Here is a 14,097-nt window from a genome sequence, read left to right as displayed (position 1 = left end):
ATTAAGGGGTTTTTGTATGAATTGGCCTACATCACCAATGGAGGAAGGGATGCCAGGGATATGCCGGATGGCGAGAACACCATCCGGCAGAGTGATTAATGCGTGGCCGGCGCGTTATGCTGGCGATGGCGCGTAACAAACCCAAGAATAAAGCACATTACGAACACAACGGCATACAAGCCGTTAGCTGTTTGCAATGCCGCCATTGGACCGCTATGAGCGACGATCGGGCCAGTGACGACGAAAGTAAGCATGGTACCGATGGTGCCGCAGGTCAGAATGAAGTTAACCAGTTTAGGTGAGGCGACCTTCGTCTGCTGGGAACCGAGGGTAATAATGGTGGTATAAATCGCGCTGGAGAAGAAGCCCAGCGTCAGAATGAACCACGGCATATGCTCCGGCGTACCGGTGATAAACAGATACATCAGGACGGTGGCCAAACCCGCCAGTACCGTCAGGATGCGCTGCAAATCGAAGAAACGCAGAATAAAGCTAAACGCCCACATACCAACCATGTAAGACATCCAGAAGTCGCTGACCAGTTTACCCGCATCACCCAGGCTCATGCCCAGGCTTTTGGCATATTCCGGTACCCACGAGATAAAACCAAGCTGGCCGAGGATGTAGCACAGAGCCGCAATGGACAGGAACAGTACGCCAATGCCCCATTTTTCTTTTACTACCGGTGCGTCTGACTGCTGCGCGTGTTTGCCCAGCGCCGGGAATTCGCAACCGAAGGTCAGCAGGAAAATGGCAACATATACCAGGCCGATGCAGGCATAAACCCAGTACCATTCGATGCTGCGCGCTAACAGAAATGCCGCCACCATCGGGAAGATCATGCCAGCCATGCTGAAGAAGGAGTCCGTAAACAGCAGGCGGGAACCGCGCTGGCGACCTTCATACATCTGCGTGACCAGGAACGTACCAATCGACATGGTGATACCGCTCACCAGCCCCAGTACAAACATTGCTGCTGAGAACAAGGCCAGGCTATGGCTGAGCATCAGTCCGGCGACCGCCAGAACCATCAGGATAAAGCCAAAGCGCAACTGGGTTTTCAGGGGCACAATTTCCATCAGCCAGGCATTCAAAAAGATAGAAATCAGGATGCCGGCATTCAGGAAGGTGAAGGTGTTACTCATACTGGAAACGGGCAAATGGAAGTAATCTGCGATATTTCCCATCACCATCCCGGTGACAATTACCAACGCGCCTGTCAGGGCGTAGGAGAGAAAGCTAATCCATGTGAGCTTAATGCGATTGCTGTTAGTCATGACTGGCCTGTATAGAAGTGTAAGACGCATTGATTGCGCCGTGAGCGGGCAGATTTTAGGCGTTTTAGTGACGTATTTAAATGTTTAATGGCAATAACTTGCTCCGTTACATTTTTGTATGTGAGCTAGATCACAATGAGTATTCCGGTTATGCAGTTACATTTGTTTCAGATACGTAAAATTAAGTAAAGGGATGGCCTTGTCCTTGAAGGCTCTTTAGAATCACTTCACTTGCTTCATTTCTGCTCTTGTTAAGGACTTCTCATGCTCAAATCGACTCTGGCGGCTGTTGCAGCTGTTCTCGCTCTTTCCGCGCTCTCTCCTGCAGCACTGGCAGCAAAAGGTGACCCACATGTCCTGCTGACCACCTCTGCTGGTAACATCGAGCTGGAGCTGAACAGCCAGAAAGCCCCGGTTTCAGTGCAAAACTTTGTCGATTATGTGAACAGTGGTTTTTATAACAACACCACGTTCCACCGTGTGATCCCAGGCTTTATGGTACAGGGCGGCGGCTTCACCGAGCAGATGCAGCAGAAGAAACCTAACCCGCCAATCAAGAATGAAGCCGATAACGGTCTGCGTAACACCCGCGGTACGATTGCGATGGCGCGTACAGCGGATAAAGACAGCGCGACCAGCCAGTTCTTTATCAACATTGCAGACAACGCTTTTCTCGATCATGGCCAACGCGACTTTGGCTATGCTGTGTTCGGTAAAGTTGTGAAAGGTATGGATGTTGCAGATAAGATCTCTCAGGTACAGACCCATGATGTTGGTCCTTACCAGAATGTCCCGTCAAAACCGATTGTTATCCTTTCTGCTAAAGTCCTGCCGTAATCGTATTTTGCGCGGGCAGTTCCTGCCCGCGTTCTCTCCCTTCTCTGCGTAACCCGAAATTGCTGCTTATACTTGTGGCAAGTGCCGCTTACATTCAGGGAGGTCACGTGAAAAAACTCACCGATAAACAAAAGTCCAGGCTCTGGGAGCAACGGCGTAATGTCAATTTCCAGGGAAGTCGACGACTGGAAGGCGTGGATATTCCACGGGTTACTCTGAGTGCGGAAGACGCCCTGGCGCGTCTGGATGAGTTGAGGAGGCACTATGAGCGATAAATTCGGTGATGGACGCGACCCTTATCTGTACCCCGGTCTGAATGTGATGCGTAACCGCCTGGGGATTCATCAGGCCCAGCGTCTGGCACAAGCGGCATACGAATTAACAGCACTGCGCGCCGCGACGGTTGAGTTGGGGCCTCTAAAGCGTGGCCTGCCACACCTGTGCGCCATTCATCGCCAGTTATACCAGGATATTTTCGACTGGGCGGGACAACTGCGGGAAGTTGATATCTACCAGGGCGATACTCGCTTTTGCCATTTCGCCTATATCGAGAAAGAGGGCAATGCGCTGATGCAGGACCTGGAAGAGGAGTCCTGGCTGGTGGGATTGCCGGAAGAAAAATTCGTCGACCGCCTTGCGCACTATTATTGCGAAATCAATGTGCTGCATCCGTTTCGTATTGGTAGCGGTCTCGCGCAGCGTATTTTCTTCGAACAGCTAGCGATCCATGCCGGGTATATGCTGAGCTGGGATGACATTCAGGTTGAGGAGTGGAACCAGGCGAACCAGAGCGGGGCGATGGGCGACCTGACCGCTCTGCGGGCGATATTTCGTAAAGTGGTAAGCGAAGCCCCGGAAACTGAGTAGAATAGCGCGGTTCTTATGTACCGGAGCCGCCATGATCCTGCTTATCGATAACTATGATTCTTTTACCTGGAACCTGTACCAATACTTCTGCGAACTGGGTGCTGATGTCCTCGTCAGGCGTAACGACGAGCTGACGCTGTCGCAAATCGACGCGCTGAATCCGCAAAAAATCGTGATTTCCCCCGGCCCATGCACGCCGGATGATGCCGGTATCTCGCTGGATGTGATTCGCCATTTCGCGGGCAAAATTCCCCTGCTGGGTGTATGTCTTGGTCACCAGGCGATGGCGCAGGCGTTTGGCGCGACCGTGGTTCGGGCAGCAAAAGTGATGCATGGTAAAACCTCGCCGATTACGCATAACGGGCAGGGGGTTTTTCAGGGACTCGCCAACCCATTAACCGTGACACGCTACCATTCTCTGGTGGTTGCCCCCGAAACGCTTCCTGACTGCTTTGAAGTGACGGCCTGGAGTGAAACACAAGAGATAATGGGCATTCGCCACCGCGAGTGGGATCTGGAAGGTGTGCAGTTTCACCCGGAGAGTATTCTCAGCGAACAGGGGCATCAGCTGCTGGATAATTTCCTCCAACAGTGATTTGTGGTTGCTATTCAGTGATTTTTTATTCATATTTTGTGATTATAATTTCACTAGCATTTCTGCTTAACAGGGTGGTAATGACATGGCAACTGAACAAACTGCGATTACGCGCGCGACATTCGATGAAGTAATTCTGCCGATTTATGCACCGGCTGAGTTTATCCCGGTAAAAGGAAAAGGGAGTCGGGTCTGGGATCAACAGGGCAAAGAGTATGTTGATTTTGCGGGCGGCATTGCAGTTACCGCGTTAGGGCATTGCCATCCGGCGCTGGTTGAGGCGTTAAAAACCCAGGGTGAAACCCTGTGGCACACCAGTAACGTTTTCACCAACGAACCAGCGTTGCGCTTAGGTCGTAAAATCATTGATGCGACCTTTGCTGAACGCGTGCTGTTCATGAACTCCGGTACCGAAGCCAATGAAACCGCCTTTAAGCTGGCGCGTCATTATGCCTGCGTACGCCACAGCCCGTTCAAAACCAAAATCATCGCCTTTCATAATGCGTTTCACGGTCGTTCGCTGTTTACCGTATCTGTTGGTGGGCAACCGAAATATTCCGACGGCTTTGGACCAAAACCGGCGGATATCATCCATGTGCCGTTTAACGATCTGCATGCGGTAAAAGCGGTGATGGACGATCACACCTGCGCGGTGGTGGTGGAGCCCATTCAGGGAGAAGGCGGCGTCACTGCGGCAACCCCGGAATTCCTGCAAGGTCTGCGTGAACTTTGCGACCAGCACCAGGCGCTGCTGGTCTTTGATGAGGTGCAGTGTGGGATGGGGCGTACCGGCGATTTATTTGCCTATATGCACTACGGCGTGACGCCGGATATCCTCACCAGCGCCAAGGCGCTCGGCGGCGGTTTCCCGGTGAGCGCCATGCTGACCACTCAGGAAATTGCCTCCGCGTTCCACGTGGGTTCGCACGGTTCCACTTACGGCGGTAATCCGCTGGCCTGTGCGGTTGCAGATGCCGCGTTTGATATCATCAACACCCCGGAAGTGCTGGAAGGTATTCAGGGCAAACGTCAGACGTTTGTGCATCATTTGCAGAAAATTAATCAGCAGTTCGATATTTTCAGCGATATTCGCGGCATGGGGCTGCTGATTGGCGCCGAGCTGAAGCCGCAGTTTAAAGGCCGGTCGCGCGATTTCCTCTACGCCGCCGCGCACGAAGGGGTGATGGTGCTGAATGCCGGGCCGGACGTGATGCGTTTCGCGCCGTCGCTGGTGGTGGAAGACGCGGATATCGAGGAAGGGATGTTGCGTTTCGCGCAGGCGGTAGCGAAGGTGGTGGGCTGAATGCCTGATTGCCGGATGGCGGCGCGAGCGCCTTATCCGGCCTACAGGGTAAGGTGTGATTCGTAGGCCGGATAAGCGTAGCGCATCCGGCAGCCGATCTTAACCTTTCATGTCCCGCAACCGACGGCTAAGCCAGATCCCGTGGTGGGGTCGTTGACGCCATGCTACCGACGAAATGGTGTGCATGGTGTTCAGATGCCCCAAGATTCGCTGCAGATGCTGCTCCAGGGTGCTTAATGGACCGTGGGACAGCATTTCAGGCGCTTCGAGAATATTCACATCGCCCGAGCTTCCCGGTCCGTCATACTCCAGCCGCTGCTGACAGCGCTGGAGCGCAATTTCGCAGGACTCCAGATACCGCTGCGCCAAATCTGGCGTCAGCATCGTATGTTCCCTTGCCAGTGTGGTCATCGCGTTGATGTGTTCGACAATAAACTGGCTGTGCGTGACCCACAGTTTCATATCCGCCAGATAGTGCGCGTTGAATCCCGGCTCCTGCATTGCCTGATTCAGTGAGTTAAACAGCGTGTTATGCGCCTGGTTGACCCGCATGCGTTGATACGCCAGCGGCGTGGCCTGCGGATCGTTGCTGAGGATCAGGCGAATAGCCTCCTGGTCGGCTTCTAACGCATCGTGGGCGTTCTTACGCAACAGACCACTCTGCCACTGTGGCCACAGCCAGAGCGTGCCGCCAAAGGCGATTAAGCAGCCAATCACCGTGTCGACAAACCGCGGCACGATAAATTGTTCCCCGTTCAGCGTCAGCAGTTGCAGGGTGTACACCGCCGTAACCGTAAAGCCGACGGTGGCCCAGCCGTAGTTTTTGCGAATGATCAGATAGCTGCCTAATGTGATCAGCAACATGCCTGCCAGCGTGAAACCTTCCTGAATATGAAAGTGCAATGTGACGCCGGCAATCACCAGTCCGACGAGCGTACCCACCGAACGATGCAAAATACGCACTCGGGTCGCCCCATAGCCATTTTGCGTGACGAACAGGATCGTCATCAAAATCCAGTAAGGTTTAGGCAGATGTAAGGCGCTGCCCATCAGGCTGGCGATACTCAGCATGACGCTGATGCGCCCGGCGTTACGCAGCGCCGGGGATTTCAACGACAGATAGTTTTTCAGCGCCGGGATCAACGGCAACCGCCGCTGTTTGTCCGCCATCAAATCTCGGGCATACAGCGGTCGCTGGGTCCGTAGCACGCGGGCGATACGGCTGAAATGCCAGTAGCAAAACTGTCCTACCGGATTATCCGGATGCTGGTTGGCGATTTTCTCCAGCGAGCCAATCTGCTTTTCCATTGAGAAACGGGTCGGTAAGCGGTGATACAAGATATCATCGGCCAGGACGCGCAGGCGGGCGGCGACGGTGCGCGCGTTCCAGCGAATCACCTGTTCCGCGTGGCTTCGCTCGACCAACTTTTGCACCTCTTCCGGCTGATGCAGGCTAACTGAAATATGTTCCTGCAAATCGAGCGCTTCCTGAAAGGCACGCAACAGTCGCTTGTATTCATTATTGTGATGCGCCGACAGCATGTGCATTTGCTGGTAGCACTGGGTAATCAAATCCACCGCTTTTTGTTGACGAACCAGTAGCGGAGGCAGCGCTTTTTCTGGATCGGCATGCTGGGTCAGCAGACTGTACTTGGCCTCACAGTAATCGGCTAATTCGCGGTACAACAGGCTGAGCGATTCACGCAGTGGCTGCTCACGCCACATCCAGAACCAGAACCAGTTGAACAGACCATACCACAACGTACCCAGTGCATAGATCAGCAATGGCTCCCAGACGGGCATGTTCCCGGCAAGGCTTAGCGTGAAAATTGCCGCGATGAGTGAGGCTGGCAGCAGTCGCGCATGCAACGGGCTTAGCTCGGCGGTTACGCCAAGAATTAGCGTCAGGCCGGTGAGGATGAGCGGCAGTGGTATCTCTTGCGCCAGCAGTAACTGCATGATCAGGCTGCAACCGGCAAACAGCGATGCGCCAATAACTAAACGTTTAAAAAAGCGTTTATGCGGGGTATCAAGACCGGCAATGTTGCAACAGGCAGGGACGAGGGAAAACAGAAGCCCCAGATGAAGCTGACCAATGATAAGACCGACAGCCACAGGTAAACACAGCACCAGCGTCTGCCGTAGTGCGTAGTTGATCTCGGGGTGATAAATCAGTCTTCGCCACATCGGAACAAACAAAAATGGCGCGCTACCGGGTAACGCGCCATTTCGATGGGATTAACGTGTGCCGTAAACGACAATGGTCTTACCGTGAGCGGAGATCAGGTTCTGATCTTCCAGCATCTTCAGAATACGACCAACGGTCTCACGGGAGCAGCCAACGATCTGGCCGATTTCCTGGCGGGTGATTTTAATCTGCATACCGTCCGGGTGAGTCATCGCGTCAGGCTGTTTTGCCAGATTCAGCAGAGTCTGGGCAATACGGCCGGTGACGTCGAGGAAGGCAAGGTTGCCTACTTTTTCAGACGTGACCTGCAGGCGACGAGCCATCTGAGAAGACAGGCGCATCAGAATATCCGGGTTGACCTGGATTAATTGGCGAAATTTTTTGTAGGAAATTTCAGCGACTTCACATGCGGTTTTGGCCCGTACCCAAGCGCTACGTTCCTGGCCTTCTTCGAAGAGGCCTAATTCACCAATAAAATCGCCCTGATTCAGATAAGAAAGGATCATTTCTTTCCCTTCTTCATCTTTGATCAGCACTGCCACTGAGCCTTTAACGATGTAATACAACGTTTCCGCTTTTTCACCCTGGTGAATCAGCGTGCTCTTCGATGGGTACTTATGAATATGGCAATGAGACAAGAACCATTCGAGAGTCGGGTCTGTTTGCGGTTTGCCAAGCACCATGCGCGGTTATCCTCTGTTATAAGCTGTCTCCAGAGCCAGAAAACGACGCTGCCTCTGGGTTTGCAAAAATGTGCTTCCCGCTACCTGGGAAGGGGGCTACTAAAAATATACTGCAGCCTGTAATGTGATGTCCTCTGCATACATGCAGTACGTCAATGTATTACTGTAGCATCCCGACTGTTTTAGCATAGCTTTCGCCGTGTGTCTCCTGGTGTCTCGCTTCAGCATGACGCAGGTCGCCTTCCGTTGCGAGAATTGTTATGTACGCGTAATCTGTCAGGAAAATTGAAACATTGGAGTTACGAAATATGCAAGCGCGTGTAAAGTGGGTTGAGGGGTTAACCTTCCTCGGTGAGTCCGCCTCTGGCCACCAAATTTTGATGGACGGTAACTCCGGTGATAAAGCGCCGAGCCCGATGGAAATGGTATTAATGGCTGCAGGCGGTTGTAGCGCGATCGATGTGGTGTCGATCCTGCAAAAAGGGCGTCAGGATGTGACCAACTGCGAAGTGAAGCTCACCTCTGAGCGCCGTGAAGAAGCGCCGCGTTTGTTTACCCACATTAATCTGCATTTCATCGTCACTGGCAACGATCTGAAAGAGGCGTCGGTCTCCCGCGCCGTCGATCTCTCGGCGGAAAAATATTGTTCCGTGGCATTGATGCTGGAAAAGGCGGTGAATATTACCCACTCCTATGAAGTGGTTGCTGCGTAATACGTGAAGCCGGATGGCGGCTTGGCCTTATCCGGCCTACAGGACGATACCGATTCGTAGGCCCGATAAGCGTAGCGCCATCGGGCACATCCCGTACCTCACTCTATCTTTTTACCTTCCATCAATCGCTGGACCAGCGGCAACATAATCAATTCCATCGCCAGACCCATTTTGCCGCCAGGTACGACCAATGTATTGATGTGGGAAATGAATGAGCCTTGCAGCATGGCCAGAAGCCACGGAAAGTCGATCCCTTCCAGATTACGAAAATGAATGACCACAAAGCTTTCATCCAGCGACGGAATGCTCCTGGCGGCAAAGGGGTTTGAGGTATCGACGGTGGGTACGCGCTGAAAGTTGATGTGCGTACGGGAAAACTGCGGCGTGATGTAATTGATGTAATCGTCCATTGAGCGCACAACCGAGTCCATCACCGCTTCACGCGAGTGTCCACGCTCGCTGGTATCGCGGGTCAGTTTCTGGATCCATTCCAGGTTAACGATCGGCACTACGCCGACCAGAAGGTCGACATGCCGGGCCACATTTTGCTGTGGGGTGACGACGCCGCCGTGTAGCCCTTCATAGAACAGGACATCCGTCGGTTCAGGCAATGGCTGCCAGGGGGTAAACGTTCCCGGGACCTGGTTCCACGGTACGGCTTCATCGTAGGTGTGCAGATATTTACGCGACTGACCTTTTCCCGTCTGGCCGTATTCAATGAAGGTTTGTTCCAGCAGACCAAAGTCATTGGCTTCGGGCCCGAAATAACTGATATGTCGCCCGGCATCGCGCGCTTTGCGAATCGCCATATCCATTTCCGGACGGGTATAGCGATGAAAACTGTCACCTTCCACCTCGGCGGCGCGCAGATTTAGCTGCGCGAAAATTTTACGAAACGCGAGGCTGGTGGTGGTGGTCCCCGCGCCGCTGGATCCTGTTACCGCAATCACCGGATGTTTGGCAGACATAACAACTCCATGAATAGGTTGATTTTTTATTATAGTCAGCCGTCGGCTACGAATTACTCGTGAATCTGCTTCCTCGGCATGATGTTGACCGTTTCATGCAGTTCGGACCACACCAGGACGGCTTCACCTGATTGTAGTTGGCGTTTGACGTCGGCGACTTTTTGTTCGAGCGAACGTTCATGTTCACCATAATCGGTACCTTCGCGCAAGACAAAGCTTTCAATCAGATTGTCCAGCGCGTCCGGGGAGATGTCTTGCCAGGGGATAATCATGATGACGCCTCCAGATACGTTGTCAGCCAGTCGGGAATTCTGGATTCCAGCCACATCTCAGGGCGGCGCACTGTGCCGCCAATAAATCCGACGTGTCCGCCGTGTTCAGTCAACTGATACTCCACCTGTGAGGGCAGGTTTTCCGGTTCAGGGATCACGTGATGATCCATAAACGGATCGTCCTTGGCATGGATAATCAGCGTCGGTTTGGCGATCTGATTAAGCAATGGCATGGCGCTACACTGGCGGTAATAGTCTATAGCATCGGCAAAACCGTGGATTTTGGCAGTGATGAGATCGTCAAAATCACGAATGCGACGCAGGGATTTCAACTGGGTCAGACTCACCGGCAACGAACCCGGATAGGCCTGTAGCTTACGCGAGGCGTTAGCTTTCAACAGATTGAGCAGATAGCGCTGGTAGACGCGTGAGAACCCCTTCTCCATATGGTAACTACAGGCTTCCAGCACGAAAGGCGCAGAGACAATAACCGCTGCATCAATGGGAATATCGTTGCCTTCTTTGGCCAGCAGGCAGGCCAGCATGTTCCCGCCGAGTGAATAGCCTACCGCCGCGGTCGGCACACGACCAAGCTCGCGTTCCAGCCAATGTAAAAACCAGGTGCCATCTTCTGTTTCACCAGAATGATAAATACGGTTGAGACGATTTGGTTCGCCGCTGCAGCCGCGAAAATGCATCACCACGCCCAGCCAGCCGCGCTTTTGCGCTGCTTCAATCAGGCCATGTGCGTACGGGCTGTTCAGACTGCCTTCCAGACCGTGAAAAACCACCAGGCGCGGTTTGTGCTTCGCCTGTTGCGGATCTTCACTCCATGCCAGATCGACAAAGTCACCGTCGGGTAATTCCAGACGCTGCCAATGGGCGTCGAACTTCACCTTGCGGCGAATTAAACGCGGCAGCATTGTCTGCAAATGGCGGTTACTGATACCGCGCATAGGGCGGAATTCTCGCGAATCATCAGTAGGTGGGATCATTTCTGTGGACGTGATTTCAACCATAACACCAGAGCAATTAATAATCGGAAAGAATAACTATACCGCGCGCAGCGCTTGCGGGTTAGCCAATATGTGATTTTGTCGCTAGTCAGTCAGCAGGTTACGCGAGAAAAAATGAAAATCGACGTCGGGCTTTCGTCGCCACAGGCGAGCTTTACGTGTCCCTGTCGCCACGCTTTCTCCGGTATCTTCAAACATTCCTGACGCTTCAAAGCGGCGAATCAGACTTTTACGCTGGATCGACTGACCGAGGATCACCTCGGTGGCTTCGAGCAGTTGCCCATGGGTAAATGTCTCCGGCAAACAGTATACGGGCAGTAGCGAGTACATTGTTTTTTGCCGCAAGCGATGCAGGGCCGCCGTAATGATGTCTCCGTGGTCGAACCCGAGTGAATAATTTTTCAGCTCATCAACCGGCACCCAACGGGCATTGCTGACGCTGGCGATGTGCGGCGCACAGTCTACCCAGGCGATAAGCGCAAACCAGGCGACTGTCAGACTCCAGCCGCGCGGGTCGCGATCCGGGCCGGAAAAAGTATCCAGTTGTTCCAGCCACGAAGGCAAAACCCCTGTTTTTTCAGTGAGCTTGCGCAGCGCTGTGGCGCGAGTGGAGTCATCGCGCTCGATATCAATGAAGCCACCTGGTAATCCCCAACGCCCTTTTTGCGGCTGGTTTGCTCGTTCAACCAGTAATACGCACAGCGCCTGTTGATGCAGGGTAAACAGCACGCTATCGACCGTCACCAGTGGTGTGGGAAAGCGGCGGGCATCGTATTGATTCAGGTAGTCGGCTTCGGTGGTCATAAGGTACTCACGATGATTTGCAACGCCCACAAGTGTACCAGCCCAATACCGGGGGGCAAGGTTCGTTTTTTCTTATTATTTATCAGTTGTTTATGCGATGGCCTAAAAATAATGCATTTGTGCTTGCTTTATATGTGTCTTAAGGACATTATTAATTGTGTCGAAGGGACACAATTAAGGGGTGAGCGTGATGAACATAAAACTGACACTAACGTTGGATGACCAGGGCTACGGAGTGACACACGGTGTTTTTCCTGATGGCGCCGTCTGGTTGAAGGTTACTGAAGCATTACCACCCTTTGCTCGCCTGATGCGCATTCGTGCGACGGCGATGCGCGATATGAACGACTTTATGCTGTTGGCGCAACTGGTGGAGGCGGTTCGCCATCAAACGGATGTGCTGGTCAGTCATCTCGAACTTCCCTGGTTACCGTGGGCTCGTCAGGATCGCCATATGCTGGCGGGTGATAGCTTTGCGCTGAAAGTCTTTGCCAGCCAGCTTAATACGCTGCAATTCGATAGGGTGAAGGTGCTCGATCCGCACAGTGACGCGGCGGCGGCAGCTATCAATAATTTCGTGGCGATTTCACAAGAGACTTGCCTGCTGCACAGCGCGACCTTGCAGCGGCAGTTCCGGCAAAAAGCGCTAATGCTGGTCGCCCCTGATGCCGGATCGCTGAAGAAAATTGATGCCGTTGCCAGAGCGGTCGGTGTAGCGGAGTACGCCGTCCTGAGCAAAAAACGCGATGTGGCAAGCGGCAAGCTGACGGGGTTTGCTTTAGTCGCCGGAGACGTGAGGGGCCGGGATATGCTGATTGTTGACGACCTGTGTGACGCTGGCGGTACGTTCATTGGTTCTGCGCAGGTACTCCGTGATGCAGGTGCCCGTAGCGTCAACCTGTATATCACCCACGGTATTTTCTCTAAGGGCGTTGAACACCTGTTTGCGAACGGTATTGATGCTATCTACACCACCACCTCTTTCGCTGCCCCGACGCTGGAACATCCGCAGCTTGAGCTTATCGACATTGACGCGATTTACCGCGCCTGAGGGAGATACTGATTATGAAAATGAACCCGATTCTGGCTATCGACGGCTACAAAGTTTCTCACCGCGTACAGTATCCGCAAGGAACCAGCCGCGTGTATTCCAACTTTACCCCGCGCAGCGATCGCTTTTTCTCCTCGCCGTTGGCGGATGGCAAACTGGTGTTTTTTGGCCTGCAAGGTTTTCTGCAGTGGTTTCTGGTTGATTTGTTTAACGAGGCATTCTTTGCCCGTCCGGAAGACGAGGTGGTCAGCGAATACAAACAGGTCATGGACAGCTATCTCGGCAAAGATGCGGTAGCGGTTGATCATATCCGCGCCCTGCATCAGTTGGGCTATCTGCCGTTGCACATCAAAGCGCTGGATGAAGGCAGCAAGGTGCCGATGGCGGTGCCCGTTTTAACTATCATCAACACCCAACCTGAGTTTTTCTGGCTGGTGAATTACCTGGAGACCGTGCTGTCGGCAGAACTGTGGAAGGCGTCAACAAACGCCACCATTGCTCATCACTATCGTAAAATTTGCGCGCGCTGGGCACAGAAAACCTGTAGCGACCTGACGCACCTCGACTTCCAGTGCCATGACTTTTCATTTCGCGGTATGGCCGGATTGCAGGACACCATGCAGGCGGGCAGCGGCCACTTGCTGAGTTTTAAAGGCACTGACAGCATTCCGTCGCTTCTCTACGCCCGGGATTATTATACCGACGGCGAGCCCTATTTTATCGGCGCCAGCATTCCGGCGACCGAGCACAGCGTGATGTGTATGGGGGAGCGTGAGCATGAAATTGAAACCTTCCGCCGCCTGATTGCCGATCTCTACCCGCAGGGATTTGTGTCGATTGTCTCTGATACGTGGGATTACTGGCAGGTACTGACGGAGTACACCCGCGAGCTGAAGAACATCATTCTGGCGCGCGAGGGACGGGTGGTTTTCCGCCCGGACAGCGGTAATCCGGTTGAGATCCTGTGCGGTACTGGCGCGGATGAGGATACACGAGCCGATCGTACGGCACAGGAGAAAGGCTCTGTGGAGGTACTCTGGGAGATATTTGGCGGCACGGTTAACGCCAAAGGCTACAAGGTGCTCGACCCACATGTGGGGCTAATTTATGGCGATTCCATCACCCTTGAGCGTGCGAATGAGATCCTGCGCCGCCTGGAAGCGAAAGGATTTGCCAGTTCAAATGTGGTGTTTGGCGTGGGTTCTTTTACCTATCAGTACAACACGCGTGACACCTTCGGTTTTGCGATGAAGGCAACGTGGGGCGAAGTCGACGGCAAGGGTCGGACGATTTTTAAAGAGCCGAAAACCGATAACGGCTTAAAGCGCTCGGCCCGAGGTTTGCTTCGCGTAGTACGTGATGAGCAAGGAGAATTGCGTCTGCATGATGAACAAACCTGGGAGCAAGAGCAGGAAGGAGAGCTGAAAACCCGTTTTCTCAACGGGAAGTTGATTAACCATGAGCACTTCGAACAGATCCGCCAGCGCCTGGCGGCACAAAGCTAGTTTTCCCCAAGCGGGTAG

General features: G+C 53.3%; 14 protein-coding genes and 1 pseudogene. 8 read left to right on the top strand and 7 right to left on the bottom strand.

Annotation, left to right across the window (positions count from 1 at the left end; translation table 11 throughout):
• Nucleotides 1-95: 95 nt before the first annotated feature.
• Entirely contained in the window at nt 96-1,277 is a 1,182-nt protein-coding gene (tsgA, locus tag OGV69_RS04865) for an MFS transporter TsgA (protein ID WP_038634817.1), read from the bottom strand.
• A gap of 264 nt (nt 1,278-1,541) precedes the next feature.
• Here tsgA and ppiA point away from each other — a divergent pair, with 264 nt between their 5' ends.
• From ppiA to argD, 5 genes are all read left to right on the top strand, one after another.
• Entirely contained in the window at nt 1,542-2,114 is a 573-nt protein-coding gene (gene ppiA / locus OGV69_RS04860) for a peptidylprolyl isomerase A (RefSeq protein WP_003023595.1), read from the top strand.
• Nucleotides 2,115-2,221: 107 nt separating this feature from the next.
• Complete coding sequence (ficA, locus tag OGV69_RS04855; RefSeq protein ID WP_069323810.1) at nt 2,222-2,389, top strand: FicA/YhfG family antitoxin; 168 nt, start codon at nt 2,222-2,224, stop codon at nt 2,387-2,389.
• Nucleotides 2,379-2,981: a putative adenosine monophosphate-protein transferase Fic gene (locus tag OGV69_RS04850; protein ID WP_069323811.1), complete on the top strand. Its 603-nt coding sequence runs from the start codon at nt 2,379-2,381 to the stop codon at nt 2,979-2,981. Before ficA ends, OGV69_RS04850 begins: the two co-directional genes overlap by 11 nt.
• Before the next feature lie 31 nt (nt 2,982-3,012).
• On the top strand, nt 3,013-3,576 hold the full coding sequence (pabA, locus tag OGV69_RS04845) for an aminodeoxychorismate synthase component 2 (protein WP_069323812.1): 564 nt from the start codon (nt 3,013-3,015) through the stop codon (nt 3,574-3,576).
• An 85-nt stretch (nt 3,577-3,661) separates the two neighbouring features.
• Nucleotides 3,662-4,879, top strand: coding sequence for a bifunctional acetylornithine/succinyldiaminopimelate transaminase (gene argD, locus OGV69_RS04840; RefSeq protein WP_069323813.1), 1,218 nt, complete (start codon nt 3,662-3,664; stop codon nt 4,877-4,879).
• A 99-nt stretch (nt 4,880-4,978) separates the two neighbouring features.
• On the opposite strand, the gene OGV69_RS04835 is transcribed toward argD, so the two are convergent.
• The gene (locus OGV69_RS04835; RefSeq protein WP_038634805.1) at nt 4,979-7,066 is read right to left on the bottom strand and encodes a YccS/YhfK family putative transporter; all 2,088 of its coding nucleotides are present in this window, start codon (nt 7,064-7,066) and stop codon (nt 4,979-4,981) included.
• 51 nt (nt 7,067-7,117) lie between these two features.
• Nucleotides 7,118-7,750 (bottom strand): cAMP-activated global transcriptional regulator CRP, encoded by a 633-nt coding sequence (crp, locus tag OGV69_RS04830; protein WP_000242758.1) that lies wholly within the window; start codon nt 7,748-7,750, stop codon nt 7,118-7,120.
• A 308-nt stretch (nt 7,751-8,058) separates the two neighbouring features.
• Between crp and OGV69_RS04825 the strand changes: the two genes are divergently transcribed.
• Complete coding sequence (locus tag OGV69_RS04825; RefSeq protein WP_006687378.1) at nt 8,059-8,463, top strand: OsmC family protein; 405 nt, start codon at nt 8,059-8,061, stop codon at nt 8,461-8,463.
• A gap of 98 nt (nt 8,464-8,561) precedes the next feature.
• Here the strand turns inward: OGV69_RS04825 and OGV69_RS04820 are convergent, their stop codons facing one another.
• From OGV69_RS04820 to OGV69_RS04805, 4 genes and pseudogenes are all read right to left on the bottom strand, one after another.
• Nucleotides 8,562-9,431, bottom strand: coding sequence for a phosphoribulokinase (locus OGV69_RS04820; RefSeq protein ID WP_038634800.1), 870 nt, complete (start codon nt 9,429-9,431; stop codon nt 8,562-8,564).
• Nucleotides 9,432-9,484: 53 nt separating this feature from the next.
• Entirely contained in the window at nt 9,485-9,703 is a 219-nt protein-coding gene (locus OGV69_RS04815; RefSeq protein WP_003023615.1) for a YheU family protein, read from the bottom strand.
• Nucleotides 9,700-10,759 (bottom strand): annotated as a pseudogene (locus OGV69_RS04810) (hydrolase). The gene OGV69_RS04815 and the pseudogene OGV69_RS04810 overlap by 4 nt, the downstream one beginning before the upstream one ends.
• A 44-nt stretch (nt 10,760-10,803) precedes the next feature.
• Nucleotides 10,804-11,523, bottom strand: a complete 720-nt coding sequence (locus OGV69_RS04805) for an NUDIX hydrolase (RefSeq protein ID WP_069323832.1) — start codon at nt 11,521-11,523, stop codon at nt 10,804-10,806.
• A gap of 190 nt (nt 11,524-11,713) precedes the next feature.
• Here OGV69_RS04805 and prs point away from each other — a divergent pair, with 190 nt between their 5' ends.
• On the top strand, nt 11,714-12,574 hold the full coding sequence (prs, locus tag OGV69_RS04800; RefSeq protein WP_069323814.1) for a ribose-phosphate diphosphokinase: 861 nt from the start codon (nt 11,714-11,716) through the stop codon (nt 12,572-12,574).
• A gap of 14 nt (nt 12,575-12,588) precedes the next feature.
• Complete coding sequence (locus tag OGV69_RS04795; RefSeq protein WP_069323815.1) at nt 12,589-14,079, top strand: nicotinate phosphoribosyltransferase; 1,491 nt, start codon at nt 12,589-12,591, stop codon at nt 14,077-14,079.
• The last annotated feature ends 18 nt before the right edge of the window (nt 14,080-14,097 follow it).

Source organism: Citrobacter sp. Cc139 (assembly GCF_030334645.1).
Taxonomy (GTDB): Bacteria; Pseudomonadota; Gammaproteobacteria; order Enterobacterales; family Enterobacteriaceae; genus Citrobacter; species Citrobacter werkmanii.
The sequence above is the reverse complement of the archived record's forward strand: the minus strand, read 5'-3'. Positions and strand labels throughout refer to the sequence as shown.

Excerpts from the sequence above, each read along its gene's own strand:
- tsgA (WP_038634817.1), bottom strand. The coding sequence starts at position 1,277 with ATGACTAACAGCAATCGCATTAAGCTCACATGGATTAGCTTTCTCTCC.
- ppiA (WP_003023595.1), top strand. The coding sequence starts at position 1,542 with ATGCTCAAATCGACTCTGGCGGCTGTTGCAGCTGTTCTCGCTCTTTCC.
- OGV69_RS04850 (WP_069323811.1), top strand. The coding sequence starts at position 2,379 with ATGAGCGATAAATTCGGTGATGGACGCGACCCTTATCTGTACCCCGGT.
- pabA (WP_069323812.1), top strand. The coding sequence starts at position 3,013 with ATGATCCTGCTTATCGATAACTATGATTCTTTTACCTGGAACCTGTAC.
- argD (WP_069323813.1), top strand. The coding sequence starts at position 3,662 with ATGGCAACTGAACAAACTGCGATTACGCGCGCGACATTCGATGAAGTA.
- OGV69_RS04835 (WP_038634805.1), bottom strand. The coding sequence starts at position 7,066 with ATGTGGCGAAGACTGATTTATCACCCCGAGATCAACTACGCACTACGG.
- crp (WP_000242758.1), bottom strand. The coding sequence starts at position 7,750 with ATGGTGCTTGGCAAACCGCAAACAGACCCGACTCTCGAATGGTTCTTG.
- OGV69_RS04825 (WP_006687378.1), top strand. The coding sequence starts at position 8,059 with ATGCAAGCGCGTGTAAAGTGGGTTGAGGGGTTAACCTTCCTCGGTGAG.
- OGV69_RS04820 (WP_038634800.1), bottom strand. The coding sequence starts at position 9,431 with ATGTCTGCCAAACATCCGGTGATTGCGGTAACAGGATCCAGCGGCGCG.
- OGV69_RS04815 (WP_003023615.1), bottom strand. The coding sequence starts at position 9,703 with ATGATTATCCCCTGGCAAGACATCTCCCCGGACGCGCTGGACAATCTG.
- OGV69_RS04805 (WP_069323832.1), bottom strand. The coding sequence starts at position 11,523 with ATGACCACCGAAGCCGACTACCTGAATCAATACGATGCCCGCCGCTTT.
- prs (WP_069323814.1), top strand. The coding sequence starts at position 11,714 with ATGAACATAAAACTGACACTAACGTTGGATGACCAGGGCTACGGAGTG.
- OGV69_RS04795 (WP_069323815.1), top strand. The coding sequence starts at position 12,589 with ATGAAAATGAACCCGATTCTGGCTATCGACGGCTACAAAGTTTCTCAC.